This is a genomic window from Paroceanicella profunda (assembly GCF_005887635.2).
GTDB classification, from domain to species: domain Bacteria; phylum Pseudomonadota; class Alphaproteobacteria; order Rhodobacterales; family Rhodobacteraceae; genus Paroceanicella; species Paroceanicella profunda.
In genome coordinates this window covers 114,415-140,700 of sequence record NZ_CP040821.1, presented here as the reverse complement: position 1 = coordinate 140,700, position 26,286 = coordinate 114,415, and the positions used below count along the sequence as shown (strand labels likewise).

At 70.9% G+C, this 26,286-nt stretch carries 23 protein-coding genes; 7 read left to right on the top strand and 16 right to left on the bottom strand.

The window, feature by feature from the left end; translation table 11 throughout:
* The first annotated feature begins 60 nt into the window (after positions 1-60).
* Together FDP22_RS22495 and FDP22_RS22490 are read left to right on the top strand one after the other, a co-directional pair.
* Positions 61-219, top strand: a complete 159-nt coding sequence (locus FDP22_RS22495; RefSeq protein ID WP_138576906.1) for a DUF3309 family protein — start codon at positions 61-63, stop codon at positions 217-219.
* 80 nt (positions 220-299) lie between these two features.
* The gene (locus tag FDP22_RS22490; protein WP_138576908.1) at positions 300-452 is read left to right on the top strand and encodes an entericidin A/B family lipoprotein; all 153 of its coding nucleotides are present in this window, start codon (positions 300-302) and stop codon (positions 450-452) included.
* A gap of 70 nt (positions 453-522) precedes the next feature.
* Here FDP22_RS22490 and FDP22_RS22485 read toward each other — a convergent pair whose 3' ends face one another.
* From FDP22_RS22485 to FDP22_RS22440, 10 genes are all read right to left on the bottom strand, one after another.
* Positions 523-2,718: a putative bifunctional diguanylate cyclase/phosphodiesterase gene (locus FDP22_RS22485; RefSeq protein ID WP_138576910.1), complete on the bottom strand. Its 2,196-nt coding sequence runs from the start codon at positions 2,716-2,718 to the stop codon at positions 523-525.
* A gap of 221 nt (positions 2,719-2,939) precedes the next feature.
* A complete protein-coding gene (locus FDP22_RS22480; protein WP_138576912.1) occupies positions 2,940-3,761 on the bottom strand; it encodes a sugar phosphate isomerase/epimerase family protein in 822 nt (273 codons plus the stop codon).
* A 2-nt stretch (positions 3,762-3,763) separates the two neighbouring features.
* Complete coding sequence (locus FDP22_RS22475; RefSeq protein ID WP_138576914.1) at positions 3,764-4,942, bottom strand: dihydrodipicolinate synthase family protein; 1,179 nt, start codon at positions 4,940-4,942, stop codon at positions 3,764-3,766.
* Positions 4,943-4,945: 3 nt separating this feature from the next.
* A complete protein-coding gene (locus FDP22_RS22470) occupies positions 4,946-6,097 on the bottom strand; it encodes a Gfo/Idh/MocA family protein (protein ID WP_138576916.1) in 1,152 nt (383 codons plus the stop codon).
* A complete protein-coding gene (locus FDP22_RS22465) occupies positions 6,094-7,491 on the bottom strand; it encodes an enolase-like domain-containing protein (protein WP_138576918.1) in 1,398 nt (465 codons plus the stop codon). The genes FDP22_RS22470 and FDP22_RS22465 overlap by 4 nt, the downstream gene beginning before the upstream one ends.
* Positions 7,488-8,321: a sugar phosphate isomerase/epimerase family protein gene (locus tag FDP22_RS22460; protein WP_138576920.1), complete on the bottom strand. Its 834-nt coding sequence runs from the start codon at positions 8,319-8,321 to the stop codon at positions 7,488-7,490. The genes FDP22_RS22465 and FDP22_RS22460 overlap by 4 nt, the downstream gene beginning before the upstream one ends.
* Positions 8,314-9,000: a TetR/AcrR family transcriptional regulator gene (locus FDP22_RS22455; protein ID WP_138576922.1), complete on the bottom strand. Its 687-nt coding sequence runs from the start codon at positions 8,998-9,000 to the stop codon at positions 8,314-8,316. The genes FDP22_RS22460 and FDP22_RS22455 overlap by 8 nt, the downstream gene beginning before the upstream one ends.
* A complete protein-coding gene (locus tag FDP22_RS22450) occupies positions 8,997-10,538 on the bottom strand; it encodes a tripartite tricarboxylate transporter permease (protein WP_138576924.1) in 1,542 nt (513 codons plus the stop codon). Before FDP22_RS22450 ends, FDP22_RS22455 begins: the two co-directional genes overlap by 4 nt.
* On the bottom strand, positions 10,538-11,029 hold the full coding sequence (locus FDP22_RS22445) for a tripartite tricarboxylate transporter TctB family protein (RefSeq protein ID WP_138576926.1): 492 nt from the start codon (positions 11,027-11,029) through the stop codon (positions 10,538-10,540). The genes FDP22_RS22450 and FDP22_RS22445 overlap by 1 nt, the downstream gene beginning before the upstream one ends.
* A gap of 96 nt (positions 11,030-11,125) precedes the next feature.
* Positions 11,126-12,139 carry a tripartite tricarboxylate transporter substrate binding protein gene (locus FDP22_RS22440; RefSeq protein WP_138576928.1) on the bottom strand — a complete coding sequence of 338 codons (1,014 nt, stop codon included), beginning with the start codon at positions 12,137-12,139 and terminating at the stop codon, positions 11,126-11,128.
* Between the two features lie 153 nt (positions 12,140-12,292).
* Here FDP22_RS22440 and FDP22_RS22435 point away from each other — a divergent pair, with 153 nt between their 5' ends.
* The 3 genes from FDP22_RS22435 (at position 12,293) to FDP22_RS22425 (ending at position 14,978) form a co-directional block, all read left to right on the top strand.
* The gene (locus tag FDP22_RS22435) at positions 12,293-13,156 is read left to right on the top strand and encodes a LysR family transcriptional regulator (RefSeq protein WP_138576930.1); all 864 of its coding nucleotides are present in this window, start codon (positions 12,293-12,295) and stop codon (positions 13,154-13,156) included.
* A gap of 141 nt (positions 13,157-13,297) precedes the next feature.
* Entirely contained in the window at positions 13,298-14,224 is a 927-nt protein-coding gene (locus FDP22_RS22430) for an AEC family transporter (protein ID WP_138576932.1), read from the top strand.
* Positions 14,225-14,324: 100 nt separating this feature from the next.
* The gene (locus FDP22_RS22425; protein ID WP_138576933.1) at positions 14,325-14,978 is read left to right on the top strand and encodes a GntR family transcriptional regulator; all 654 of its coding nucleotides are present in this window, start codon (positions 14,325-14,327) and stop codon (positions 14,976-14,978) included.
* 21 nt (positions 14,979-14,999) lie between these two features.
* Here the strand turns inward: FDP22_RS22425 and FDP22_RS22420 are convergent, their stop codons facing one another.
* From FDP22_RS22420 to FDP22_RS22395, 6 genes are all read right to left on the bottom strand, one after another.
* A complete protein-coding gene (locus FDP22_RS22420; RefSeq protein WP_138576935.1) occupies positions 15,000-17,081 on the bottom strand; it encodes a methyl-accepting chemotaxis protein in 2,082 nt (693 codons plus the stop codon).
* A gap of 248 nt (positions 17,082-17,329) precedes the next feature.
* Entirely contained in the window at positions 17,330-18,979 is a 1,650-nt protein-coding gene (locus FDP22_RS22415) for a dipeptide ABC transporter ATP-binding protein (RefSeq protein ID WP_138576937.1), read from the bottom strand.
* Positions 18,980-18,982: 3 nt separating this feature from the next.
* A complete protein-coding gene (locus FDP22_RS22410; RefSeq protein WP_138576939.1) occupies positions 18,983-19,816 on the bottom strand; it encodes an ABC transporter permease in 834 nt (277 codons plus the stop codon).
* Between the two features lie 13 nt (positions 19,817-19,829).
* Positions 19,830-20,837 (bottom strand): ABC transporter permease, encoded by a 1,008-nt coding sequence (locus FDP22_RS22405; RefSeq protein ID WP_138576941.1) that lies wholly within the window; start codon positions 20,835-20,837, stop codon positions 19,830-19,832.
* A 9-nt stretch (positions 20,838-20,846) separates the two neighbouring features.
* The gene (locus FDP22_RS22400; RefSeq protein WP_138576943.1) at positions 20,847-22,409 is read right to left on the bottom strand and encodes an ABC transporter substrate-binding protein; all 1,563 of its coding nucleotides are present in this window, start codon (positions 22,407-22,409) and stop codon (positions 20,847-20,849) included.
* A 67-nt stretch (positions 22,410-22,476) separates the two neighbouring features.
* Positions 22,477-23,787: an LLM class flavin-dependent oxidoreductase gene (locus FDP22_RS22395; protein WP_138576945.1), complete on the bottom strand. Its 1,311-nt coding sequence runs from the start codon at positions 23,785-23,787 to the stop codon at positions 22,477-22,479.
* A 292-nt stretch (positions 23,788-24,079) separates the two neighbouring features.
* On the opposite strand from FDP22_RS22395, the gene FDP22_RS22390 reads away from it, so the two are divergent.
* The gene (locus tag FDP22_RS22390; protein WP_138576947.1) at positions 24,080-24,778 is read left to right on the top strand and encodes a GntR family transcriptional regulator; all 699 of its coding nucleotides are present in this window, start codon (positions 24,080-24,082) and stop codon (positions 24,776-24,778) included.
* Positions 24,775-26,073 carry an NAD(P)/FAD-dependent oxidoreductase gene (locus FDP22_RS22385; protein ID WP_138576949.1) on the top strand — a complete coding sequence of 433 codons (1,299 nt, stop codon included), beginning with the start codon at positions 24,775-24,777 and terminating at the stop codon, positions 26,071-26,073. Before FDP22_RS22390 ends, FDP22_RS22385 begins: the two co-directional genes overlap by 4 nt.
* Positions 26,074-26,286 lie beyond the last annotated feature (213 nt).

Here is a 26,286-nt window from a genome sequence, read left to right as displayed (position 1 = left end):
AATCGAAAACACCTGCCGGTGCCATCCTGGCCCGGCGGACAGCCACAGGGAATAGCGGCGATGACAATCGGCACCATCCTGGTGATCATTCTTATTCTCATTCTCATCGGCGCCCTGCCCACCTGGCCGCACAGCCGCGGCTGGGGCTATTACCCGAGCGGCGGCCTCGGGCTGGTTCTCGTCGTCCTGATCATTTTGTTGCTGATGGGCAGAATCTGACCCACAGTCCCCGATGGGAGCGCAGACTCGCGCCGCCCGAGCACGCACACCAGGTTCATCGACCAAAAGAGGTTCACATCATGACCATCATCGCCAAGCGTCTCGCAATCCTCGGCGTCTTCATCGGCCTCGCAGCCTGCAACACCGTGCAGGGCATCGGCGAAGACGTGCAGGCCGGAGGGTCGGCCATCGAGAGTTCGTCCGAGAAGGTCCAGAGCGACATCACCAACTGACGGCCGGGGCCCCCGTCCGGATCCCTCATCCGGGCATCGGGCACGGCCGCAGGCCGTTCCCGGCAGGGGGTCAGGCCGAGGCAGCAGACCTCGCGTCGCCCGGGTGGCGCGCTTCGAACATGGAGCGCGTCATAGGCATGCCGAACAGCCGCCCCTGCCCGCGCACGCCCCCGAAGGCCCGCAGGCGGCGGGCCTGCTCCTCGGTCTCGATGCCTTCGGCCACCACCTGGAGGCCGAAGCCCGAGGCAAGTCCCACCACCGCCTCGACCAGCGACGGGTCCGCGAGGCCGGCGCCCGCGCCGGATATCGCCGCCCGGTCGATCGTCAGGCAGGAGAGCGGCACGTCCCGCAGCAGCCTCAGCGAGGCGAGCCCGGTGCCGAAATCGTCGAAGGCCACGCCCACCCCGAGCGCCCTCAGCCGGCCGAACAGGTCCGACAGGTGCAGCCGGTGGCGCAGGATGGCGGCTTCCTTCACCTCAAGTTCCAGCGCCGTGCCCGGCAGCCCGTGCCGGTCCAGCAGGGCGGCCACGCGGTCCGCCAGCTCCAGCCCGTGCAGTTGCACCGGAAACAGGTTCACGCTCATCCGCAGGCCCGGGAAGGCACTGGCGCGCCACGCGGCCAGCTGGCTGCAGGCGGTGTCGAGCACCCAGTCCCCCACCGCGGCGGCGAGCATGCTGCTCTCGAGCCCGGCCAGGAAGGCCTCCGGCGCCAGCTCCCCCCGCTCCGGGTGGTTCCAGCGCAGCAGCGCCTCGACGCCGACGAGCGCACGGTCCGCCAGCCGGAACTGCGGCTGGAAGTGCAGCTCGAACTCCCGCCGCGCCCAGGCGCCGTGCAGGTCGCGCACCAGCGTGCCGCCGTTGAGCGCCGCCGTCCGCATCTGCGTCTCGAAGAACATCACCCGTCCGCGCCCGGAGGACTTGGCCCGGTAGAGCGCGAGATCGGCATCGCCCAGCAGGTCGCCCAGCGGCATACCCGGCGGGCTGTGCGCCACGCCCACGCTGGCGCCGACATGCAGCACGTGATTGTCCAGCGGCACCGCTTCGGCCAGCGTGGTGACCACGCGCTCGGCCAGGCGCCGCAGGACAGGCACGTCGTGCTCCCCCTCGATCAGCAGCACGAATTCATCGCCCCCCAGCCGCGCCACCAGGGCCCCGTCGCTTACCGCCGTCAGGCGCTCCGCGACCGTGACCAGCAGATGGTCGCCGCCGGCGTGACCGAAGACGTCGTTCACGTGCTTGAACCCGTCGAGGTCCAGCATCATCACGGAGCCGCCCCGGCCGGTGCGGTTGAGCATCTCCATCCGGCGGCGCAGCAGCGCGCGGTTGGCGAGGCCCGTGAGCGGGTCATGCTCCGCGGCGTGGCGCAGCTCCGCCTCCGTGCGCCGGCGGGCGGTGATGTCGCGCAGGATGGCGCCGAACACCACCCGACCGTCCTCCTGCCAGCTCGACAGCGAGAGTTCGACGGGGAATTCCGTGCCGTCGCGCCGCAGCGCCGGAAGGCTGACCATGCGCTCCGGGTTGGCCCGGGCCCGCGCGGCCAGCGCACGCGCGAGGCCCGGAAGCCGGCGCCCGCGCAGGGCCTCGGGCAGGATCATGTCCAGCGTGCGGCCCAGCGTCTCCTCCGCGCTGTAGCCGAACATCCGCTCCGCGCCCGCGCTCCAGAACCGGATATGGTTGGTGTCATCGGCGCAGATGATGCCGTCGGGCGAGGTGTGGGACATCTGCTCGAAGCGCAGCCGCTCCGGGTCTCGCTGCCGGGTGGCGGCGCGCGTCGCCTCCATCCGCGCCATCACCAGTTCCGCGAGATCACTCAGCGTGAGCCGTTCCGCCTCGGTGAGCCCGTTCGGCCGTGGCCGCGTGTCACAGACCGAGAGCGTGCCCAGGGCCCAGCCCTCCGGCGTGCGCAGCACCGCTGCCGCGAAGAAGCGAATGTGGGGCGCGCCCGTCACCATCGGGTTGAACCGGAAGCGCGGATCGGCCCGGGCGTCCGGCACCTCGAACACGCCTTCCGTGCCGAGCGCATGGGCGGACAAGGCTCCCTCGCGCCGCGTCTCCCGAACGGTGGTGCCGCGCGGCGCGCGGACGTACTGATGGGTTTCGCCTACGAAGGCCAGCGCCGCCATCGGCACGCACAGCGCCCGGCGGGCAATGTCGACGAACCGGCCCAGCTCGGCCTCGGCATAGTCCTCGCTGATGAGATATGAGTGCAACGCGGCCAGGCGTCCGGCCTCGTCACGGCGCGGGAACAGAGGCTCAATGCGTGCCATGTTCCGACCGATCTCCAAAATGACGGGTGGTCATTTTTCCGCAACCCCCAAAACCGGCAAACTCAATGTACTACAGCGTGTATTTCCTCACTTAGGCGTTTGTTAATCGATAAAGCAAGCGTGTGCGCTGCCGTTTTGGATCAAATTTGATCAACCGGGAGGTCAGGCCGGCGGCCGGCGCGGGGGTGCGCGCCGACCCGGCACGGGCGTGCGGCGGGTGGTCAGGCCAGGGCGGCGCCGCGCTCCACGATGATGGAAAGCACCTCATCGGGGTCGCGCTCCCACCAGTTCGCATCGGAAAAGATCTCGACTTCCAGCAATCCGTCGAAGCCCCGGGCCTCCACCGCGGCGCGGATACCGTCGATGTCGATCACCCCGTCGCCCATCATGCCGCGGTCCAGCACCAGGTCGCGGGTGGGCACCAGCCAGTCGCAGATGTGGAAGGCCAGCAGCCGCTCACGCCCGGCCCGGGCGATCTGGGCCTTCAGTTCCGGGTCCCACCACACGTGGTAGACATCGAGCGCGAGGCCGATCCCCTCTCCCAGCCGGTCACAGATATCAAGGGCCTGGCCGGTGGTGTTCACACAGGCCCGGTCGGCGGCATACATCGGGTGCAGCGGCTCCAGCGCGATGGGCATGCCCACCTCGCGGGCGTAGTCGAGCGTGCGCGCGAGCCCTTCGGTGACGATCTCCCGCGCGCCGTCGATATCGCGCGAGCCCTTCGGCAGCCCGCCCACCACCATCACCAGGCAGGCCGCGCCGATGGCCGCGGCCTCGTCCACGGCGCGGCGGTTGTCCTCCAGCACCGCCGGGGTGAGGGCGCCCTCCGCGGTGTACCAGCCGCCGCGGCACAGGCCGCTCACGCCGAGGCCGGACTGGCGGATCAGCCGGGCGCCCTCGGCGACGCCGGCCTCCTGCAACTTGTCCCGCCAGGGGGAAATTCCGCCGAACCCGTGGCGCAGGCAGCCCTCCACGCATTGCGCGAGATTCCATTGCCGGCTGACCGTGGCGGTGTTGAGCGACAGTTGATTCGCCTCTGCCATGCTCAGATCTCCACGCCGCGCGGCGCGAAGACGGCCCGGGCCCGTGCCGCCACCGCCTCCGGGTCCGCGAACAGGCGCGCATCGTTGCCCAGCCGCAGAATGTCGGCCAGGTGCAGGGTGGAGCGCGCGCTCTCCTGCCCGCCGACCATGGTGAAATGGTCCTGGTGGCCGGAGAGATAGGCGAGGAACACAACCCCGGTCTTGTAGAAGCGCGTGGGTGCGCGGAACACGTGGCGCGAGAGCGGCACCGTGGGGGCGAAGATTTCCCGCGCCCCGGGCGCGTCGCCGGCCGAGAGCGCGGTGAGCGCCCGTGACGCCGGCGCGGCGATGGCGTCGAAGATGCCGAGCAGGGCGTGGGAATGGCGCTGTTCGTCGCCCTCGATCAGCTCCGGGTAGTTGAAGTCGTCGCCGGTGTACATGCGCACGCCCTCCGGCAGGCGGCGGCGCATGGCAATCTCCTTCTGCGCCGAGAGCAGCGAGATCTTGATGCCGTCGATCTTCCCGGCATTCTCCGCGATCACCGAGAGGCAGGTTTCCATCGCCGCGAGATGGTCCTGCGCGCCCCAGTAGCCGGCAAGGGCCGGGTCGAACATCTCGCCCAGCCAGTGCAGGATCGCCGGGCGCGAGAGGCCCGAGAGCACACGGCCGTAGACGCGGGCGTAATCCTCCGGCCCCCGCGCGGCCTGAACCAGCGCGCGCGAGGCCATCAGGATCACCTGCCCGCCGGCGGCCTCCACCGCCTCGCACTGGCTCTCGTAGGCTCCGATCACCGCATCGAGCGACACGCCGGGCCCGGGGGTCAGATGATCGGTGCCCGCGCCGCAGGCGATGGGCCGCCCGTCCGCCGCGGCGAGGCTCCGGCGGATCAGCTCCAGCGAGCTGGGCCAGTCCAGCCCCATGCCGCGCTGCGCGGTGTCCATCGCCTCGGCCACGCCGAAGCCGAGGCTCCAGAGGTGTTCGCGAAAGGCGAGCGTGCGGTCCCAGTCCACCGCGGTCTGCACCCAGGGGTCGATATCGGCCAGCGGGTCGGCCACCACATGGGCAGCGGCATAGGCGGTGCGGGTCCAGGGGCCCGGGGGCGGCACGGGGCCAGGCCCGGCCGCGAGGGTGAGCGGAGCGCGCCCGCCGCCCGGCACGGGCAGGCGGAGGGTGGCAGGGTTGGTCAGCGTCAGTGTCGACATGGCTCAGATCTCCAGTGCGGGCACGTCGACCCAGCGACGCTCCTGCCAGCTGCGATGGCCCAGCTCGGCGAGCTGGACACCCTTCGCCCCTTCGAGCAGCGAATACTGCCAGGGGCCGTCCTCCGCGACATGGCGCAGGAAATCCTCCCACTGCACCTTGAAGCCGTTGTCGAAGGCGGTGTTGTCCGGCACCTCCTCCCAGTCCTCGAAGAAGTTCATCTTCTGCGGCTGGTCGGGGTTCCACACCGGCTTGGGCGTGTTCACCCGGTGCTGGCTGAAGCAGCGGTGCAGCCCGGCCACGGCGGAGCCGTGGGTGCCGTCGACCTGGAAGGTCACCAGGTCGTCGCGGCGCACGCGCACGCACCAGCTCGAGTTGAGCTGGGCGATGATGCCGCCCTCCAGCTCGAAGGTGGCATAGGCGGCATCGTCCGCGTCCGCGGCATAGGGGCGGCCCTCTTCGTCCCAGCGCTCGGGGATGTGGACCGCGCCGCGGCAGCTCACCGCCGTCACCGGGGCGATGGTGTTGTCGAGCACGTAGCGCCAGTGGCACAGCATGTCGGAGATGATGCCGCCGCCGTCCGCCTTGCGGTAGTTCCAGCTCGGGCGCTGCGCCGCCATCCAGTCGCCCTCGAACACCCAGTAACCGAATTCGCCGCGCACCGAGAGGATGCGGCCGAAGAAGCCGCTGTCGCGCAGGCGGCGGAGCTTCTTCAGCCCCGGCAGGTCCAGCTTGTCATGCACGATGCCGTTCTTCACGCCCTTCGCCTTGGCGTAGGCCGCGATCTCCAGCGCCTCCGCGAGGCTCTCGGAGACCGGCTTCTCGCAGTAGACGTGCTTGCCCGCGTCGATGGCCCGGCGCAGCAGCTCCGGCCGCAACCGGGTGGAGGCGGCATCGAAGAACAGCGTGTCGTCGGGGTTGGCGAGGGCGGCGTCGAGGTCCGTCGTCCAGCGGGTGATGCCATGCGCCTGCGCCAGCGCTTCCACGCGCGCGGCGCTGCGGCCCACGATGATCGGGTCCGGCATCAGCCGCGAGCCGTCCGACAGCGCCACGCCGCCCTGTTCGCGAATGGCCAGCACCGAGCGGATGAGATGCTGGTTCATGCCCATGCGGCCCGTGACGCCATGCATGATGATGCCAATGCGGGTTTGCCTCATGATCCGGTTTCCTCCTGGAAAATCGTGTTTTTCATTGCTGTGAAGTCGGGCCCCGGCGCGGAGGCGAAACCCGGCGCGCCCAGCGAGCCGAGCCGGAGCCGGCCGCCGGAAATCGCGGGTTCCGGGCCGCGGCGGCCGGGGCGGTAGAGGTCGGGATGCGCGGCCAGGGCCGCGGCCCGCTCGGCCTCCGGCGCGCCCTGGAAGCCGCCGGCGAAATGATGGCCGTTGCGCTCGACGTGCCGGGCGCCCACCAGCGCCGCCATCGCCGTGTCCTGCTGCAGGCACAGGCCGGGCTGGCAGGTGAGATCCTCGGCGCTGAGAAAGGCCCGCCCCGGCGCGGCGGCAACCCGGGCCGAGTTGAGCAGGGCGCGCAGCACGCCCTTGCAGCTTTTCACCGACACCCCGGCATAGCCGCGCGCGGCGGCGCGCGGGAAGGCGTCGTCCGCGTCGTCGCTCTCGTCGATCAGGGCCGGAAGCCCGGGAGGCGCGGGATGCTCCAGCGCCGTTTCGCGCGCGAAAGGTTGCTCGATGAAGGCGAGGCCCTCGCGCAGCGCCGCCAGCGTGCGCGCCGCGGCCAGGCGGGCGGAGAATTCGGTGAAGGCCTCCGGCAGGTATTGCTCGTTCGCGTCGAGGGTCGCGCCGTAGCGCCCCAGCGGGGCCAGCACGGCGGCGACGGCCTCCAGCCGGGCGATATCGGCTTCCGGGTCGCCCTTCAGCTTGATCTTGAACCAGCGCACGCCGGTGGCCGCGACCACCTCGTCGAGCGACACCGGCAGGTCATCCGGGCGCTGGCGCACCTCCCGCGCGGTGAGCGGCGCGTCATAGCCGACCGTGTGGCGCAGCGCGATCTCCGGCGCGGGGCGCAGCCCGGCGAGATGTCGCGAGAGCCCGTCGGGCGTGAGGTCGGGCGGGGCGAGCGGGCCCAGCCCCAGCGCATCGGCCCGCACGGTAGCGGCGAAGCCGGCCCCGCCGCTGCGGCAGGCCGCGTCGATCAGCGCCATTTCCAGCAGTGCCGGGCCGAAGCCCGCGGCGAGGCGCGGCAGCGCATCCGCCCCGGCGCAGAGCACGGAAAGGCTGGCGGCCCGGCTCTCCGCCGCGAGCCGCGCCACGCTGCCGCGCAGCCCTGGCGCGAGGCCCGCCACGGTGCGCAGGCTGCGGCGCAGGTCATCGACCGTCCGGGCATTGTCGCGCTCGGGGCGCTTGTCGAACCAGCGCGGCACCATGAGCTGGGCGGCGACGCCCGTGTGCACGCCGCCCGGCCCCTCCACGCGCAGGCGCAGATAGGCCTCGGCTGTACGCTCGACCAGCGTGTCGCCGAAGCGGAACGGCAGGCGCAGGGTGACCGGGCGCTCGGCCAGCTCCACGGCGCGGATGCGGAAGACAGGCGCGCTCATGCCGCGGCCTCCCAGGCGCTGCGCAGCGTGGCCGCACCGATGGCGAGGGTGACCGGCGCGTCGATCACCGTGGTGAAGGGCTCCACCGCGATGGGGGCCGCCCAGCCGCAGTCGCGCAGCGCGCGGACGATGGCGCCGAACGGGTCCGCCCCGGTGCCCGGCGCGCCGCGGTTGCTGTCATTGGCCTGGACATGGCCGATCATGCCACCGGGCAGCCAGCGGCGGATGAGCTCGGCAACCGGCTCCGCCTCCGCGGCACCGGCGGCGGAAATGTCGATCATGGTGCGGAAGGCCGGGCTTTCCACCGCCCCGGCCAGCGCCGCGCCCTCGGCCACGCGGTTGATGAACGGCGTCTCGGCGCGGGACAGCGGCTCGATGCAATAGGTGAGGCCGGCCGCGGCGGCATGGGCTGCCACGGGGCGAAAGAAATCGGCCACCCGGGCGAAGGTGTCGGCCGGGGCCTCGCCGGCCGGCGGCACGCGCTGGCCCGGCGAGCCATGCACCATCACCCGCCCGCCCAGGGCGGCGCAGAGGTCGACCAGCCGCAGCAGGGTGTCACGCGTCTCCTCCGCCACGCCGGGGGCGGTGATGGAGAGCCGGGGGAACGGCGCCAGCAGCCAGTGCAGCCCGGTCACCACCAGCCCGTGGTCCGCCACCGTGCGGGCGATGGCCGCGGTCTCGGCCGGGCTCAGCCGGTCCGGCGCCGGGCCCAGCGTGCCGGGCGCCAGCTCCAGCCCCATGTAGCCGAGCGCCCGCGCGACGGCGCATTGCTCCGCCAGCCCGCGCCCCTCGGCGGCGAGCAGTTCGTTGCACATCGACAGCTCAGGCATGCCGCGCCCCGGGCGCCGGCGGACGCAGGAAGCGCAGCACCATCTCCTGCGCGTCGGCGCAGCGGCGCGCGAGCCAGGGCGCGTCGACCGGACAGCGGAACACCACCCGCAGCGTGTGCGCGTTCGAGACCGGGAAATAGCACAGCGAGGCGATCATGATGTAGAGGTCCACCGGGTCTATCCCCGGGCGGAACACCCCCGCTTCCACCCCGCGCTCCAGCAGGGCGCCGAGCTGGATCACCAGCGGAGACTGGATCTCCCCCACGTCCTCGATGGCGCGGATGGTGGTGCCGCCGCGCAGGTTCTCGGTGTTGAGCATCGAGATGAACCAGGGCTTCTGCGTGTAGTGCTGCAGGGTGAAGGCGACGAGGGCGCGGATGGCGTCCTCCGGGTCCTTGTGGTCGAGGTCGAGATCGCGCTCGCCCTCGCGGATCTGCACATAGGCCTCGCGCAGGGCGGCGGCGTAGAGGGCATCCTTGTCGCCGAAATAGGAGTAGATCAGCGGCTTGGACACCCCGGCGCGCAGGGCGATGGCGTCGATGCGCGCCCCGGCATGCCCGGCCTCGGAAAACTCCACCAGCGCCGCCTCGAGGATGGCGCGGCGGGAGCGTTCCGCGTCGCGGGTGCGCGCCGGGGCGGGGCCGGGCTTCGCGGCGGCAGGTCGGGGCGCTTCGGTCACTGGCTGCCTCCTCTGGGGCTGGAGCCGGCAAGGCGCCGGCGCGGGAACAGGCGGGCAAGCATGCGGCGCACGCCCGGAATGCTCGCGGCGATGGTGAGCGCGATCAGCACCGCGAAGGCGGCGGAGATCGGCCGGGTGAAGAAGGGCGAGAGGTCCCCGTCCGACAGGGTGAGCCCGCGGCGCAGGTTCTTGTCCAGCAGGTCGCCCAGGATGATGCCCAGCACCAGCGGCGGCATCGGGTAATCCATCCGCCGCAGCACGAAGCCGAGGATGCCGAAGGCCACCATCACCCAGATGTCGAACACCCGCTGGGTGAGCGCGTAGGGCCCGATGAGGCACAGGGTGAAGACCACCGGCATCAGGTATTCGCGCGGCACCCGCATCACCATCACGAAGAAGCGGGTGAGCGACAGGCCGAACACCGCGATGGCGATGGTCGCGAGCAGCAGCATCGCGGCGATGGAATAGATGAACTGCGGCTGCTCCAGCATGATCATCGGCCCCGGCCGCACGCCGTGGATGAACAGCGCCGCAATCAGCACCGCCGCCGGCGCGGAGCCCGGCACCGCGAGGGTGAGCGCGGGGATGAGCGCGCCGGGGACGACGGCGCTGTTGCCGGTCTCCGCCGCCGTCAGCCCCTCGCGCGAGCCCTTGCCGAACTCCGCGCGCTCCGGGCTCAGCCGGCGGGCGAGCGCGTAGGAGGCCCAGGCGCCGATGTCCTCGCCCACGCCCGGGATGATGCCCACCAGCGTGCCGATCACCCCGGAGCGCCCGATGGTGCCCTTGTAGCGCCAGAGGTCGGAGAGCCGCGGCAGGCTGCGGCCGGAGCCGGTCTGCACCGAGGCGACCTGCGCCCGGCGCTGCCACATCACGGTGAGCACCTCGGCGAAGCCGAAGGCGCCGACCATCGCCGGGATCAGCCCGATGCCGCCGTTGAGCTCGGAGACCCCGAAGCTGAAGCGGACATGGGCGTGGATGCCGTCGGAGCCGACCATCGCCACCATCAGCCCCAGGATGCCGGCGATGTAGCCCTTCAGCGGGCTGCCGCCGGCGGTGAGCTGGCCGGAGATCACGATGCCGAACACCGCGAGCCAGAAGAACTCGAAGGAGCCGAAGCCGAGCGCCGCCTCGCCCAGCGGCGGGGCCAGCAGCACCAGCAGCACGATGCCCACGATGGTGCCGAGCGCCGAGCCGGCAGTGGCCAGCGCCATCGCGTAGCCCGCCTCGCCCCGCTGCGCGAGGGGGAAGCCGTCCAGCGCCGTGGCCGCGCTGGCCGGGGTGCCCGGGATGTTGAGCAGGATGGCGCTGCGCGAGCCGCCGTAGATGGCGCCCACATACATGCAGATCAGCACCAGGATGGCCGCGTCGCGGTCCAGCGTGTAGGTGAGCGTGGTGAGCAGCGCCACGCCCATGGTGGCGGTGAGCCCGGGCAGGCTGCCCACGAAGATGCCGAGCAGGGTCGACCAGGTGACGTGGAACAGAGTGGCGAAGCTCATCAGCCCGCCCAGGGCGCCCAGGAAGTCGGTCAGCCGGTCCATCAGGGCAGCCTCACCAGGAAGCCGTCCCGAAACAGGGTGCTGACCACGAGCGCCAGCGCCAGGCCGTAGACCGCGGAGCGGCCCAGGGTCATCAGCCGCTCCCGGCCGTCGCGCTCGGCGGGCCAGGTGAACACCGCCACGAAACAGGCGATGAACACCGCCGTGGCCGGGGTGAAGGGCACGCGGCCGACCAGCCCCAAGGCGTAGACGAGGGTCAGCCCCAGGGTGATCCACAGGTTGGGGGTGGAGACGTCGAGCGCGTTCTGCGCATCGGTTTCGCTGGCCGGGCCGCGGGCGCCGAGCAGGAGCAGCACCGCGCAGAGCGCCAGGATCGCCCCGAGGAACATCGGCACGAGGCCGGGAATGCTGGCGGGATGGATGTGGCGGATCTCGAGACGGTCCATCATGGCGCCGCCGGCCAGGAAGGCCAGACCGAGCGCGAGAAGCACGGCGGCGGTGAGGCGGTCGGCGCGTTGCGCTTTGGGGGACATGGATTTCTCCGCTTTGCCGGGGGTCGGCGCCGCCCGCTCCGCGCAGTGTGCACGCAGGCGGCGCCCGGTCTGTCAGGTGTCGGAAGAGGCGTCCGGTCAGCCGGAGGGGCAGTCGATGCCGATCTCCTTCGGGTCGATCACCGCCTCGCCGCGCGTCACGCGGCCACAGGCCTCCGACACGACGACCGGCATCGCCTGGTCCCGCGCCGCCGCGCCATAGGCCGGCGCGAAGACCGCCCCGCGCTCCGTGGCGTATTTCTTCAGCTCGGGAGAGGTCATCACCTTCTCCTGCCACACCTTGTCGACGGCGTCATAGACCTCCTGCGGCGCGCCGGCGGGGATGAACACCCCGAAGTAATCCGCCGCCACATGCATGTCCGGCAGCCACTGGGTGATCGGCGGAATCGGGTCCAGCCCCTCGATCTCCAGCGCCTTGTCCGAGAGCACTGCGAGCGGGCGGATGCGGCCGCCGCGGATCATCTCGGCCTGCTCCACCGCAAGCTGGGTGGTGGCCTCCACCTCGCCGCTCGCCGCCGCGATCACCGCCGGGTTGCCGCCGTCATAGGTGACCATGCGGGCGTTGAACGGGTCGCCCGCCGCCTCGTGCAGCGCCGCCAGCGCCATGCCGCCGGAGGAGTTCACCCCGGCCGTGCCCACCGTGATGCCGCCACCGCGGATCTTCTCCAGCAGCGCGGCGAAATCCTGCTCGGCGGCATCGGCGTTCACGCTCACCACCGGCACGTTCGCGACGTGAAGGTAGATCCGGTAATCGTCGATCGAGGTGTTCTCGAGCAGGCCGGTCACCGCGTAGGTGGCATTGTTGGCGATGGCGTTGGCTGTCCAGGTGTAGCCGTCGCGCGGGGCGTCCAGCGCGGCCTTGGTGCCGATGGACCCGGAGGCGCCGGGCTGGTTCACCACCACCACCGGGGTGCCGAGCGCCTCCTCCAGAATGGGCGCGACCACGCGCGTCACCTGGTCGGTAGAGCCGCCGGCAGACCAGGGCACGATGATGTTGATCGGCCGGTCCGGCTTCCACTCGGCCAGCGCCGGGCCGGCCGCAGCCAGGGCGGCGAGCACGCCTGCCGCGGCAAACACATGCTTGCGGGTCATCTTCTTTCCTCCCGATATTTTTGTTACTTACTGGTCAGTAACTTTGAAATTTCGATTCTGTCAACACTCCGCCCCGCCCGGCGCCGGGCTTGCGGGAGGGGCCCGGCCACGGGCATGCTCGGGCGCCGCCAGTCCCGGCGGAGGGGAGACCCCATGAGCCTGCGCGCCCTCCGGAGCCTCGTCGCCATCTCCCGCCACGGCTCCTTCGCCCGGGCCGCCGAGACGCTGGGCCTCACCCCCTCGGCCGTGAGCCTGCACGTGAAGCTGCTGGAGGCCGAATTCGGCGTGGCGCTGTTCGATCGCAGCCGGCGCAGCGTGCGCCTCACCGAGGCCGGACGCGAGGCACTGGCGCGCGCGGAGGACATTCTCGCGGCCTGGGACGGGATCGCCGAGGCGCTGTCACGCGGCCCCGACCTGGTCGGCCAACTGCGTCTCGGGGCGGTGCAGACCGCCCTCGCCGGCCCCCTGCCCGATGCGCTCGCCAGGCTGCGCCGCGAGCATCCGCGGCTGCGCATCTCGGTGGCCTCGGGCATGTCGGCCGAGCTGGCCCGGCGCATCGACGACGGCGACCTGGACGCCGCCATCACCACGGAACCGGTGCCGCCCTGGCCGCGGGGCCTGCGCTTCACCCCGGCCTACGGGCACGGGTTCTGGGTGGTCGCGGCACCGGCACTGGCGGGCCGCGACCCGCGCAGCCTGCTCACCACCGAGCCCTTCCTGCGCTTCGACAAGCGCGCCTGGGCGGGCCGGCTGATCGACGCGGAACTGCGCCGGCAAGGCATCGCCGTCACCGATCTCATGGAAATCGACAGCCAGGAGGCCCTGCTGCACATGGCCGCGAACGGGCTGGGCGTGGCCATCGTGCCGATGGACGAGGCCGATTTCGAGCGGAGCCCGCCGCTGACCCGGATGCCCTTCGGCACGCCGCAGCTCACCCGCCGCATGGGGCTGCTGGAGCGCGAGGACAGCGGCCGGGCGCGGTTCTCCGCCGCCCTGGTGGAGACCCTGCGCCACTGACGAGAATTCCTCACCTCTCGGGTGATAATTCCGCATTTTTCTTTCACGAACTTTCGGCCTATCACCGAGGTCACAGTTTCGTGACGGAGGATCCCACCCCATGCCCCGCCGCTCGTCCGCCCGCCGCCGCGAGCCCGCATCATGACCGGCATGATCCTGCTCGCGCTGGCTCCCATCGTGCTGCTGATCGGGCTTGGCCTGTGGCTGCGGCGCAGCGGTTTCCTGCCGGGCCCGTTCTGGGCGCCGGCCGAGCGGCTGAGCTATTTCGTGCTGCTGCCCGCGCTGTTCACCCATGGGCTCGCCACGGCAGATCTCTCCGGCGTTCCGGTGCTGGCCATGGCGCTCACGCTGATCTGCGCCACGCTGGTCGCGGCCGCCATCGTGCTCTGCGCGGAACGGTTCCTCGGGCTGGACGGGCCGAGCTTCACCTCGGTCTTCCAGGGCAGCGTGCGGTTCAACAACTATGTGGGCGTGACCATCGCCGCCGGGTTGTTCGGCGTGCCGGGAATCGCGATGGCCGCCGTTGCGAATGCGGCAATCGTGCCGACCGTGAACATCCTGTGCGCCGGTGTCTTCGCGCGCAGCGGGCCGGTGCGGCCCGGCCTGCGCGGGCTGGCGCGGGGCATCATGTGCAACCCGCTCATCCTCGGTTGCGCCGCCGGGCTGGGCCTGCGCCTCACCGGGCTCGGCCTTCCGCCCGGTATCGACGGCGCCCTGAAGGCGCTGGGGAGTGCGGCGCTGCCGCTCGGCCTGCTCTGTGTGGGCGCGGCAATGGACCTGCGGGTGCTTGGCGGCGGGCTGCGCCCGGCCCTGCTCGCCTCCGCGGCAAAATTCGCACTGTTGCCGCTGGCGACGGTGGTGTTCTGCCGGCTCTGGGGCTTGCACGGCCAGGCGGCGCTGGTGGCGGTGATGTTCCAGGCCCTGCCCACGGCCTCGTCCTCCTACGTGATGGCGCGGCAACTGGGCGGCAACGCGCCGCTCATGGCGGCGATCATTTCCTTCCAGACCGCGGTGGCGCTGGTGGCCGTGCCGGTGGCGATGCTGCTGCTGGGGCCGGTGGCCGGCTGACCGGCGGCGTTGCGCGGTCGCCATTGCGGGGCGAACTGGTGTAGTCAGGACGAACCGGGCGCCACGCGAGCAGGCGTCGGCCGGCGCGGAAGGAGGCGACATGCAGGTTCAGCTCGACAGACGGCTCTCGGAACAGGCCTACGACCGGATCATGGAACGGGTTCTGGAGGGCTCCCTGCCCGCGGGAACCGTGATCCAGGAGCGACGGCTCGCGGCGGAGCTGGGCATGTCGCGCACCCCGTTGCGCGATGCGCTGCTGATGCTGGAGGGCGACGGGATCGTGGTGCGCGAAGGCCCCCGGCTGTTGCGCGTCATGACCATGGACATCACCCGCTACATGGAGACGCTGGCGATCCGCCGGCTGCTCGAAGGCGAGGCGGCCCGGCTCTCCGCCGGGCGCGTGCCCCCCGAGCGGCTGGACGGGATCGAAGCCCGGCTGCGCACCATGCTCGACGCCCATCGCCAGGGCACCCCGGCCACCCGCGCAGAGATACGCGCGGTCGACGAGGCCTTGCATGGCACGATGTCCGAGGTGGCGGGCAACCGGCAACTCCGCGCCATCGTGATGAACCTGCGCCTGCAGACCCAGATCTTCGATCTCAAGAATGTTCCCGAACGGTTCGAGGACACCTGCCGCGAACATCTCGCCATCGTGGACGCGCTGCGCGGCGGAGACAAGGCGGCGGCCGAGGCCGCCGTCTGCCGTCATCTCGACGCCGTGCGCCAATGCATCATCGACCGGCTGATCGCCTGACAGCTGCACCGGCGCCACGGGTCAGAACCCCTCCCAGCTTTCCTCCTGCGGCTTCACCGCGAGGTTCCCGACCCTGCGCGCCGGGGCGTGATTGGGGACCTTCGCGGCCGGGGCCGCGGCCGCGGGCTTTGCAGGGGCTGCCGGCGCGGCGGGCTTCGCGGGTTTCGCGGCGGCCACCGGTTTCGTCCTGACCGGTGCGACGGAACTGTCATTCACCCGGAAGACATCCACCAGTACATCCAGCTCGCGGGCCTGGACTTCGGTTTTCTGGATGGCGGCATTGGTTTCCTCGACGAGCGACGCATTGTGCTGGGTCATCTCGTCCATCTGGCGCACGGCACTGTCGACCTCGCGGATGGAGGAGGCCTGCTCGCGGCTCGCCTCGGCGATGCTGTCGAGCAGGGTCCGGTTCTCGCGGGCCGAGGAGAGCATGGCTTCCAGCCGCTCCGCCGCATCGGCGACGAGACGGGAGCCGTCGCCGACTTCCGCAGCGCTCTGCTCGACCAGCGCCTTCACCTCGGCCGAGGCCTCGGCGGCGCTCTGGGCGAGGCGGCGCACCTCAACGGCCACGACCGCGAAGCCCTTGCCCGCCTCGCCGGCCCGCGCCGCCTCGACGGAGGCGTTGAGCGCGAGCAGGTTGGTCTGGAAGGCGATGTCGTCGATCATGCCGATGATGCTGGAGATCTTGTCCGAGGAACTGCGGATCCGCTGCATCGCGGTGGTCGCCTCGGCCATCACCCGGCCGCCCTCCTCCGCCGCGCGCGAGACACTGCCCGCGTTCACGCTTGCCTCCTCGGCCTTCTTGGCGTTGGCGACCACGGTGGAGGCCAGTTCCTGCATGGCGGCGGAGGTTTCCTCGATGGTCGCGGCCTGGCGCGAGCTGCGATCGGAGAGGTCGTGGGAGCCGAGCAGGATCTCCCCGGTGGCCGAGCGCAGTGCGCCGGAGGTGCGGCGCAACTGCACCACGATGTCGGTCATCCGGTCCGCCACCTTGTTGGTGTCGTCGCGCAGCTTGGCGAAATCGCCCTCGTACTTGCCCTCCACACGGTGGGTGAGGTCGGTGTTCGCGAGGGCGGAGAGCACGTTGCCGGTTTCCGTGAGACCGCGCTCCACGGTTTCCACCAGGCTGTTCACGCCGCTGGCCAGGCCGTTCAGCTCGGCATCCGGGAAGGTCGCGGTCACCCGGCGGTGGAAGTCGCCCGAAGCGGCACTGCCGACCACGTCGCCGAAGGCGCGCTGCAACTCGGCCATCATGCTGGCCCGTGCCTCCCGGTCCGCCACGGCCCGGGCGGCCTCGGCCTCGGTGAGCCGGGCCACCTTCAGGCCGTTCTCGCGGAACACCTCCACGGCGCGGGTCATGCCGCCGATCTCGTCCTTTCGCTGCTGCCCCTGCAGGGTGACGTCGAAATCTCCACCCGCGATGGCCAGCATGTCGGCATTCAGCCGCGACATCGGCCGGGTGATCGACCGGGCGACGATGACGCCGAGCATCAGCATCACCACGATGATTCCCAGGGTGACGAGGCCGCTGACCAGGGCGGCATTGATGAAGATGGCAGTGACACTGGTGAGCAGCACGCCCGAGGCGATGGTCCAGCCCCAGGGGCGGAAGGCCTCGGCATAGGAGAGCTTCTCGAACCAGCCGCCGTCGGGATCCTTGAAATAGTAGTCCACGAAGGTCGAGCCGTTGGCGCGGGTCTCGGAAATCAGCTGCTTCATGAACAACTTGCCGCGGCCGTCCTTCTCCACCGAACGGTCGCTGCCTTCCTTGTCCGGCTTCGTGGGGTGCATGAGCAGCACCATGTCGAAACTGTCCACGAAGACATAGCCGCCGTCCTGGTAACGCAGGCCGCGCAGCACGGAGAGCGCCCTGCTCCTGGCCTCCTCCTCCGGGAATTCCCCGGCCTGGGAGCGGTTGTAATGATCCTCCACGATGCTGCGCGCGGCGCCGACCACGCTGACCAGCTCGCTGCGCTTGAAACTGTCGAGGTTGTCCCGAAGTGTCAGGAGCTGATATCCGACGATCCCCGCGAACCCTATGGCAAAGATGCCGATCAGGACGTAGAGCCGCCGGGCAATGCTTTTCCCCAGAAAGCTGATCATCAAGGTCTCCTGCTTTGGACCGGTCACATGCTGCGCAGGGCCTCCGCCGTTCGTGCCGCGGGAGCGTCATCCGCAAAGACGCGGCCTGCGCAAGACAGGATGGCTACAGGAACCGGCTTAACCGCCCATGAATCCCGTTCGCGATTCGGACACGGCCTGCCACGGGCCGTGTGCGGTGGGCGGACGGCGCTCCCGCTCATGTCGGGAAAGCCCGCCCGGCCGGCGGGTCGGCGGCCGGGGCGTGCCGGTCAGGCGCGGCCGTCAGGCCCGTAGCCGCCGGCGCCGAAGTGCTTGCCGCTCATGGTGTAATCGAGCGTGGCGAGCAGGGTTTTCGTGTAGGTGTGCTGCGGGTCCGCGAAGATGCGCCCGGTGGGGCCAAGTTCGAGCAGCCTGCCGTGGCGGAGCACGCCGATGCGGTCACACAGGTAGCGCGCGACCTCCAGATCATGGGTGATGAACACCATGGCCAGCCCGGTTTCGGCCTGGATGTCGCGGAACAGGTCGAGCACCCCGGCGCGCACCGAGACGTCGAGCTTGGACACCGGCTCGTCCGCCACGATCAGCTCCGGCTCCAGCGCCAGGGCCCGGGCGATGGCGACGCGCTGGAGCTGGCCGCCGGAGAGCTCATGCGGATAGCGGGCGGCGTGCCGGTCGGTGAGGCCGACGCGCTGCATCAGCCCGGAGATGCGGCTGGCGATGGCCGCCCGGTCGCGCAGGCCCGTGGCCCTCAGCGCATCGGCGAGCGAGGCGTGCATCGGCTTGCGCGGGTTGAAGGAGCCGCCGGGGTCCTGGAACACCATCTGCAGCTCGCGGCGGATGCCGCGCAGGCGCGCCTCGGGGGTGTGGGCGATGTCCCGCCCCTTGTAGAGCAGGCTGCCGGCGGAGGGTTCCAGAAGCCGCAGCAGGGTGCGGCCCAGCGTGGTCTTGCCCGAACCGCTTTCCCCGACCAGGCCCAGCACCTCGCCGCGGCGGATGTCGAGGGTGATGCCGTCGAGCGCCCGGAAGGCCCCGCGCCCGCCCGCGGAGGGGAAGGTGACGTCGAGCCCGCTGACACGCATCAGCGGCACGGAGCCGGCCTCCGGCTCCGGCTGTGCGCGCTTCGCCGGGCCCTCCGAGAGCCTGCGGGCGGTGTCGATCAGCAACCGGGTGTAGGCGTGCTGCGGCGCGGCGAAGATCTGCCCCGCCGTGCCGGTCTCCACCACGACGCCCTGCCGCATCACCGCGATCCGGTCACACAGCGCGGCGGCCACCGCCATGTCATGGGTGACGAAGATCATGCCGGCGCGAAGCCGCTGCTGCATCTCGCGAAACAGCGTGAGGATCTGGTGCTCGACCAGCTTGTCGAGGTTGGAGGTGGGCTCGTCGGCCACCACGAGATCCGGCTCCAGCGCCAGCACCAGCGCGATCAGGGCGCGCTGCAACATGCCGCCGGAGAGCTGGTGCGGGTAGAGGTCGAAGGTCTCCTCCGGGCGCCGGATGCCCACCTCGCCAAGCAGGGACACGGCGCGGGCGCGGTTGGCCGCGCGCCGCGTCTCTCCCCGCCGGCGCAGGATGTGGTGGAAGTGCCAGCCGACGCGCTTCGAGGGGTTGAAGGCCCCCACCGGGTCCTGGAACACCATGGCGAGCCGGACCCCGCGCAGGGCGCCGAACTGCAGCTCATCCAGCCCGGGCAGCGCGATGCCGTCGAAGGTCATCGCCTCGGCGGCCACTGTCGCGGTGCCGGGCAGCAGGCGCAGCAGCGCCATGCCGGTCATCGTCTTGCCCGAGCCCGATTCCCCGATCACGCCGAGGATCTCGCCGCGCGCCACCTGCAGGTCCACGCCGTGCAGCACCGGGGTTGCGCTGTCGCCGCCGAAGGTGAGGGTGAGGCCGCGGATGTCCACGAGGGGGGCGGTCATGGCTCAGCTCCTGTCGCGCAGGCGGGGGTCGGTGAAGTCCCGCAGCCCGTCGCCCAGCAGGTTGATGCCCAGCAGCGCGACGGAAATCGCCACGCCGCTCATCGTCAGCACCCAGGGCGCGCGGGAGAAATACTCCCGCCCGTCGGCCATGATGCCGCCGAGCGAGGGGGTGGGCGGCTGCACGCCGAGCCCGATGAAGGAGAGCCCGGCTTCCAGGATGATGGCGAAGGCCAGCCCCACGCTGGCCTGCACCATGATGGGCGCGGAGATGTTGGGCAGGATCTCGCGCGCCATGATGGCCAGCGGCCGGCGCCCCATCAGGCGTGCGGCCTGCACGAAGGGGTCATCGCGGATCAGCAGGGTGGAATTGCGCGAGATCCGGGCGAAGATCGGCAGGTAGACCAGCGCGATGGCCAGCACGATGTTGAGGGTGGAGAAGCCGAACAACACCATCAGCAGCATCGCCAGGATGAAGCTGGGGAAGGCGAACAGCAGGTCGGACACCCGCATGAGCACCGCGTCCACCCAGCCGCCGTGATAGCCCGAGCTCACCCCGATCAGGCATCCCGCCGAGGCGGCGATGGAGATGGAGAGCACCGAGATCAGCAGCGACACCCGCGCGCCCTCCAGCACGCGGACCAGCACGTCGCGGCCGAAACTGTCGGTGCCGAAGGGATGCGCCCGGCTGGGCGGGGCGAGGGTGGCCATGAAGTCCATCTCCTCCGGGCCGTAGGGGATGAGCGCGGGGCCCGCGGCCACCGCCAGCAGAACCAGGAGGGTGATCAGCAGCCCGGCGGCGCCGGTCTTGTTGCGCAGGAAGCGGCGGAGGGATGTCATCGTGCCGCCCCCCTCACATCGACCGCCTGGGGTCGAGCCAGGCGCAGAGCAGGTCCGTGGCCATGTTCACCACCAGCACGATGGCGAGGAACACCACCGTGCAGGCCTGCAGCACCGTGTAGTCGCGCGCGAAGGCGCCGTCGACCATGAAGGACCCGACGCCGGGAATGCCGAAGATGCGCTCGACCACCACCACGCCTCCGAGAATGTAGCGGATCTGCAGCCCCACCACGGTGAGATAGGGCACCAGGGCGTTGCGCAGCACGAAATTGAGGAAGATGAACCCGCGCGACAGCCCGTAGCTGCGCGCGGCGGTCACATGGGGCCGGTGCATCGCCTCGATCAGCACCGCGCGCAGCGTGCGCGCGAAAACCGCGGCCATCGGCGCGGCGATGGCGAGCGCCGGCAGGAAACCCGCGTGCAGCGCGCCGAGCAGCCCGTCGGCGGGCGAGACATAGCCGTAGGCCGGAAACAGCCCCAGCCCGAGCGCCAGCACGAAGATCAGGATGTAGCTCATCCAGAAATCCGGCATCGAGATGCCGAACACCGCGAGGGAGGTGGCGATCGTGTCGGCCGACCGGCCGCGCCGCACGGCGGCCAGCGTGCCCAGCACCAGCGAGATCGCCACGGCGATGGTGAGCGCGTAGAGCCCGATGAACACCGTGACGGGCAGTTTCGCGGCCAGCAGCCCGCTCACCTCCTGCCCGCGCGCCACGGCGAGCGACAGGCCGAAGTCGCCCTGCACCATGCCGGCAAGCCAGGAGAGGTACTGCTGGACCAGCGGAAGGTCGAGCCCGTTCGCGGCCCGGAAGGCGGCGATGGCCTGCGGCGTGGCCTGCTCCCCCAGCGCCGCCAGCGCGGGGTCGCCCGGCGCGGCAGCCATGGTGAAGTACACCGCCGCCGTGCCGGCCAGCATCACCCCGAGCGCCCCCGCGAAGCGCTTCGCGAGATAGCCGAGAAAGGGGCCCCACCGGCGCTGCGCGCGCCGGGGGGCCGTGGTCTGGAGGGAGCCGTCGGTCATGCGCCGGGATCAGCCCATGTGCATGTCGTGGAACTGGTCGCCGAAATTCGAATAGGGCTTCTGTCGGAACCCCTGAAGATCGGCGCGCAGCAGGTTGTGGATGTTGGAGAAGAAGCAGGGCACCACCGGGGCGTCCGCCAGCACCATGGTCTCGACCTCGCGGTAGATCTCCGCGCGGCGGGCGGGGTCCATCTCGGCCCGGCCGGCCTCGATCAGCGCGTCGGCTTCCGGGTTGGAATAGCGGCCGAAGTTCCGCCAGCCGTCGGTGTGGAAGATGTCGCCCATGTACTCGTCCGGGTCCACCATGCCCAGCCAGCCCCAGACCGAGGCGGTGAAATCCCCCGATTTCTGGCGCGAATAGGCGGCGTTGGAATCCGTCACCTCCACGGTGAACGACGTGCCCAGCACCTGGTTCACCTGGGCGGCGAAGATCTCCGCCATGCGCTTCCACCAGCCGCCGCCCCAGGTCACCACGGTGACGGGATGCGCGTCGGCGGCGTATTTCGACTGCGCGAGCTCGGCCTTCGCCGCCTCCGGGTTGAAGCTGGTCACGTCGCGCGGCGCCGGATTGTGGTAATCGCCCAGCAGCGGCGGGATCACGCCGTTGCCCGGCACGCCCTCGCCGAAGATCACCGCCTTGACCATGGCCTCGCGCTGGAAGGCCATGGAGACGGCGCGGCGGAAATGCACGTCGTCGAACGGCGGCTTCGTGAGGTTGAGCGAGATGAACCGCGTGTTCAGCCCCGGCTGGCGCGCCACCTGGATGGTGGGGTCCTTCATCAGCTGCTCCACGTCCGCGGCCGGCGCGGTGGAGGTCATGTCGATCTGGCCGCCCTTCAGCGCGGTCACGCCGCTGGCCTCCTCGGTGATCAGCGGAACCTCCACATCGGTGAAGCTGCCCGGGCCGCCGAAATACCCGTCATGCGCGGTGAGCTTCAGGCCGGTGCCACTGTCCCAGGAGGCGATCTTGTAGGGGCCGGTGCCCACCGGGGCGCGGCCGAAAGCTTCGGCGCCCATCGCCTCGAAGGCACTTTTCGAGACGATCTGCGTGCCCGTGCGCGCATTGGTGAGGAAGGTGAGCAGCGGCGCGAAGGGCTCCTTCGTGTAGATGCGCAGCGTGAGTGGGTCGACCACCTCCACCCGGTCCACCTGCCCCACCTTTCCGGCATTGGGCGAGGCGGTGTCGGGGTCCAGCAGCCGCTCGATGGAGAATTTCACATCCTCGGAGGTGAGCGCGGAGCCGTCGTGGAACGTGACCCCCTCGCGCAGCCGGAACTCCAGCCCGCCATCCTCCAGCGCGTGGTAGCTCTCGGCCAGGTCCGGCACGATCTTCATGGTCTCGTCGAAGGCCAGCAGCCCGTTGAACACCGACCAGATCACGTAGAATTCCGGGATGAGCGAGGCCTTGGCCGGGTCCAGCGTGTTGATCACGTTGTAGCCGGTGATGGCGGCGCGCAGCGTCGTGGTCTGCGCCAGCGCCGCGCGGGTGGAGAGGCCGAACGCGCCCAGCGAGGCCACGGCACCGATGCCCTTGAAAAGGGTCCGGCGGTCTAGATCGAAAGTCCGTTCCATGTCGAGATTCCCTGTTGCTTTGTCATGGGGCCGGTGCGCCGGACAGCCGCCGGCGCCGGCCGGGCAGTCAGGCCAGGCCCAGCGTCTCGCGCAGGGTTGTGCCCGGGTAATCGGTGCGGAACAGGCCGCGGCGGCGCAGCTCGGGCAGGATGTAGTCGCTCATGTCCTGCATGCCCTGCGCCAGCATCGGCGGGCAGATGTTGAACCCGTCGGCGGCGCCGGTCTCGAACCACATCTGCATGTCGTCCACGATGCTCTCCGGCGTGCCGATCAGGAAGCGCCCGGTGAAGCCGGCGGCCACGCGCTCGTAAAGCTGGCGGATGGTGAGGTTCCCCGCCTTCGCCTCCGCCAGCAGCCCTGCGCCGATGGAGATGATCCCGCCCTGCGGCAGCGCGTCGAAGGGCACGGGCCCGTCCACGTCATGGCCCGAGAGGTCGCCGCAGAAGGTGTAGAGCAGCGCCAGCCCGGCCAGCGGGTCGATCAGCGCCTGCAGGGTGTCGAACTTCGCCTGCGCCTCCTCCTGCGTGGCCCCGACGTAGAGGGTGATGCCCGGCATGATCAGCGGCGCGGCGCCGGTGCGGCCCATGCCGGCGGCGCGCGCCTTCAGGTCGGCGTAGAACTCCCGCGCGTGCTCCACGGTCTGCGAGACGGAGTAGACCACATGCGCGTGGCGCGCGGCGATGTCGCGGCCCTGGTTGGACGCCCCGGCCTGCACGATCACCGGTTCGCCCTGCGGCGTCCGGCAGGAATTCAGCGGCCCGCGCACCTGGAAGAACGGCCCCTTGTGGTTGAGCACGTGCAGCTTCGCGGGGTCGTAGAACTGGCCGCCGGCCTTGTCATGGGTGAAGGCGTCCGCCTCCCAGCTGCGCCAGAGGCCCTTGACCACGTCGACGAATTCCGCGGCGCGGGCGTAGCGCTCCTCCCGGGCCAGGTTCTCGGTGCGGTTGAAGTTCAGCGCCTCCTGGTCCGACCAGGAGGTGACCACGTTCCACCCCGCCCGTCCGCCGGAGATATGGTCCAGCGAGGCGTATTTGCGCGCCACGTGATAGGGCTCGTTGTAGGTGGTCGAGGCGGTGGCCACGAGGCCGATGTCGGAGGTGCACGCGGCAATGGCCGAGAGCAGCGTGAGCGGCTCCAGCTCCGCGTTCTTCATGTCATGCGACAGCGCGCCCTCCGGCGTGTCGGTTCCGCGCACGGCCACGCCGTCGGCGAAGAAGATCATGTCGAGCTTCTCGGCCTCCGCGTGCCGGGCGACGTCGCGGTAGGCGGAAAAGTCGACATTGCAGCCCGGCACGTAGTCCGGATGCCGCCAGGCCGCCACGTGGTAGCCATGATAGCGCATGGACAGGCCCAGGCTCATCTGACGCGCGGTGCTCATCTTCGATCTCCGTGAAGGCTGCGGCGCGGGGCCGCGATCCATTTCCGTATACTGAAAGCACATCAAGCCCGTGCGTGACGCAACGATTATTTCGCCTGCACCCCCAAAAAGGCCACAGCAGTACTGACCGTGGCATGGATTTGCGCAGCACTGACGCAAATATGGGCGCTTGTGTGCACGGCGCGATCCGAATCGCGGCCATATCGGGGAAATTGCGCGGCGTGGCACTTCCTCATTGAGGCAACATGCGATTAAGTATACCGAAAAGGGAAACCCGGCCGAAAGCAGGATCATGGAACGCAACAGCCCGTCCCCCGCCGCCAGCGTGACACCCGAAGGGCAGACCCGCGGCGACGCCGTCTACGAAGGTCTCAAGGCGCGGATCCTGGGGCATGACTTCCGCATGGGCACGCCCCTGCGCGAGGACGAGGTGGCCGGCTGGTTCGGCGCCAGCCGCCTGCCGGCGCGCGAGGCGCTGAAGCGGCTGGAGCTGGAGGGGCTGGTGGAGCGGCTGGGCCGGAAATACGCCATCCGCGCCTACAGTTTCCCCGAGATCCTGGTGACCTACCGCATCCGCGCGGCGCTGGAGCACCTGGCGGTGGACCTCGCCTGCGCCCAGGCCGGGGAGGAGGACCTCGCCCGCATCGCCGCCGTGCTCGACCAGCAGGCGGGCGCGCTGCGCACCGCGAGCCGGGGCGAGTTCTCCGAGCTCGATTCGGTGTTCCACCTCGGCCTGGCGCGGATCGGGCGGAACCCGGCGCTGCTGCGCGAACTGGAGGTGATCCTGAACCGCGTGCGGCTGATCCGCTCGAACGAGATCGACGTCGATTCCGGCCCGCCGGGCGCCTATGCCGACCATTGCCGGATCTTCGAGGCCCTGCGCCGCCGCGACGCGGCCACCGCGCGCGCGGAGCTGGACTACCACTATTCCACCACCCTCCGGCTGCACAGGCTCGCCGCCCCGGAGACCACCACGGGACCCGCGACATGACCGCCGCCGACGATTGCATCACCCGCTTTCCCACCCTCTGGTCCGCCACGGCGCGGGAAGCGGACCTCTCCACCCCGCTTGCCGGCGACGCGGTCTGCGATGTGGCGGTGATCGGCGCGGGCTACACCGGGCTCACCGCCGCCATCGCGCTGGCGCGCGCCGGGCGCGATGTCCGGGTGCTGGACGCGGGCTATCCCGGCTGGGGCGGCTCCGGGCGCAATTCCGGCGCGGTGATCCGCGGGTTCAAGAGCTCGCGCTCGGCCCTGGTGAAGACCTTCGGCAAGGCGCGCGGCGGCGCGATGGCCGCCTTCGGCGACACCGTGACCGACGCGGTCTACGACCATGTGTCGGAGTTCGGCATCGCCTGCGACCTGATGCGCACCGGCTGGATCCTGCCCGCGCACAACGCCGCCGGCCTGCGCCGGACGGAAGAGCGCCAGCGCACCTGGAGCGCGGACGGCATCGGCGGGCTGGAGATGCTCGACCGCGCCGGCCTCGCCCGCCGGCTCGGCTCGCAGCACTACATCGGCGGCATGATCGACCATGCCGGCGCCTCGCTGAACCCGCTGGGCTATGCCCGCGGGCTGGCGCGCGGGGCGCTCTCGCTCGGGGCGGCGGTGCACGGCGGCACGCCGGTCACCGCCTATCGCGAAGAGGGCGCGGGCTGGCGCCTCGACACCCCGCGCGGCGTGGTGCGCGCGCGCTGCGTGATCGTGGCGACCAACGCCTACACCGGCACGCTCACCCCCTCGGTGGCGCGCTCGGGGGTGACCATCCACACCAACATCGTGGCAACCGACGTGCTGAGCCCGGAGGTGGCGCGCAGCATCCTGCCCGGCGAGGAGGCGGTGTCCGACAGCCGCCGCGTGCTCTACTACTGGCACAAGACGCCGGAGGGCCGGGTGCTGTTCGGCACGCGCGGCACGCTGGGCGGGCCGCTGCGGGAGCGCGATTTCGCCCATGTGCAGCGCGCCATGCTCTCGGTCTACCCGCAGCTCGAAGGGGTGGGGATCGGGTTCCGCTGGTCCGGGCGGGTGTGCATGACCAGGGACTTCCTGCCCCATGTGGACCGGCCGGCGGAGGGGCTGTGGACCGCCCACGGCTATTGCGGCCGCGGCGTGGCCATGGCGACAGCCTATGGCCGGCTGATCGGCGAGACCATCGCCGCCGGCGGCAGCCCGGCCGACCTGCCGGTTCCCAACGACCCGGCCCCCGCCCTGCCCCGGCGCCCGCTGAAGGACATCGGCATCACCGCGATGACCCAGCTCTACCGCGCGCTCGACCTGGTGACCTGACGCCCCCGCATCCGGCCGGGCGCTGCCTTCGCAGCGCCGGCGCTCTCGCGGCGTTGCCCTCATGTCGGGTGGGTTTCCGAGGTACGCAGCCCTGCGCCGGCGCGGATTTTCCGCAGCGGGCGGGTGTCTCCCGGGCCCGGAGCCTCCGCTGCGAACCGCCGCCCCTGCGCGGGCGTCCCGGGGCGACCTGCCGTCCGCCCACCCTGTCCGGGC

Coding starts and splice junctions, on each gene's coding strand:
- FDP22_RS22440 (WP_138576928.1), bottom strand. CDS start 12,139: ATGACCCGCAAGCATGTGTTTGCCGCGGCAGGCGTGCTCGCCGCCCTG.
- FDP22_RS22425 (WP_138576933.1), top strand. CDS start 14,325: ATGCAGGTTCAGCTCGACAGACGGCTCTCGGAACAGGCCTACGACCGG.
- FDP22_RS22400 (WP_138576943.1), bottom strand. CDS start 22,409: ATGGAACGGACTTTCGATCTAGACCGCCGGACCCTTTTCAAGGGCATC.
- FDP22_RS22470 (WP_138576916.1), bottom strand. CDS start 6,097: ATGAGGCAAACCCGCATTGGCATCATCATGCATGGCGTCACGGGCCGC.
- FDP22_RS22395 (WP_138576945.1), bottom strand. CDS start 23,787: ATGAGCACCGCGCGTCAGATGAGCCTGGGCCTGTCCATGCGCTATCAT.
- FDP22_RS22415 (WP_138576937.1), bottom strand. CDS start 18,979: ATGACCGCCCCCCTCGTGGACATCCGCGGCCTCACCCTCACCTTCGGC.
- FDP22_RS22485 (WP_138576910.1), bottom strand. CDS start 2,718: ATGGCACGCATTGAGCCTCTGTTCCCGCGCCGTGACGAGGCCGGACGC.
- FDP22_RS22420 (WP_138576935.1), bottom strand. CDS start 17,081: ATGATCAGCTTTCTGGGGAAAAGCATTGCCCGGCGGCTCTACGTCCTG.
- FDP22_RS22450 (WP_138576924.1), bottom strand. CDS start 10,538: ATGGACCGGCTGACCGACTTCCTGGGCGCCCTGGGCGGGCTGATGAGC.
- FDP22_RS22410 (WP_138576939.1), bottom strand. CDS start 19,816: ATGACATCCCTCCGCCGCTTCCTGCGCAACAAGACCGGCGCCGCCGGG.
- FDP22_RS22475 (WP_138576914.1), bottom strand. CDS start 4,942: ATGTCGACACTGACGCTGACCAACCCTGCCACCCTCCGCCTGCCCGTG.
- FDP22_RS22490 (WP_138576908.1), top strand. CDS start 300: ATGACCATCATCGCCAAGCGTCTCGCAATCCTCGGCGTCTTCATCGGC.
- FDP22_RS22495 (WP_138576906.1), top strand. CDS start 61: ATGACAATCGGCACCATCCTGGTGATCATTCTTATTCTCATTCTCATC.
- FDP22_RS22460 (WP_138576920.1), bottom strand. CDS start 8,321: ATGCCTGAGCTGTCGATGTGCAACGAACTGCTCGCCGCCGAGGGGCGC.
- FDP22_RS22465 (WP_138576918.1), bottom strand. CDS start 7,491: ATGAGCGCGCCTGTCTTCCGCATCCGCGCCGTGGAGCTGGCCGAGCGC.
- FDP22_RS22480 (WP_138576912.1), bottom strand. CDS start 3,761: ATGGCAGAGGCGAATCAACTGTCGCTCAACACCGCCACGGTCAGCCGG.
- FDP22_RS22430 (WP_138576932.1), top strand. CDS start 13,298: ATGACCGGCATGATCCTGCTCGCGCTGGCTCCCATCGTGCTGCTGATC.
- FDP22_RS22445 (WP_138576926.1), bottom strand. CDS start 11,029: ATGTCCCCCAAAGCGCAACGCGCCGACCGCCTCACCGCCGCCGTGCTT.
- FDP22_RS22435 (WP_138576930.1), top strand. CDS start 12,293: ATGAGCCTGCGCGCCCTCCGGAGCCTCGTCGCCATCTCCCGCCACGGC.
- FDP22_RS22390 (WP_138576947.1), top strand. CDS start 24,080: ATGGAACGCAACAGCCCGTCCCCCGCCGCCAGCGTGACACCCGAAGGG.
- FDP22_RS22405 (WP_138576941.1), bottom strand. CDS start 20,837: ATGACCGACGGCTCCCTCCAGACCACGGCCCCCCGGCGCGCGCAGCGC.
- FDP22_RS22385 (WP_138576949.1), top strand. CDS start 24,775: ATGACCGCCGCCGACGATTGCATCACCCGCTTTCCCACCCTCTGGTCC.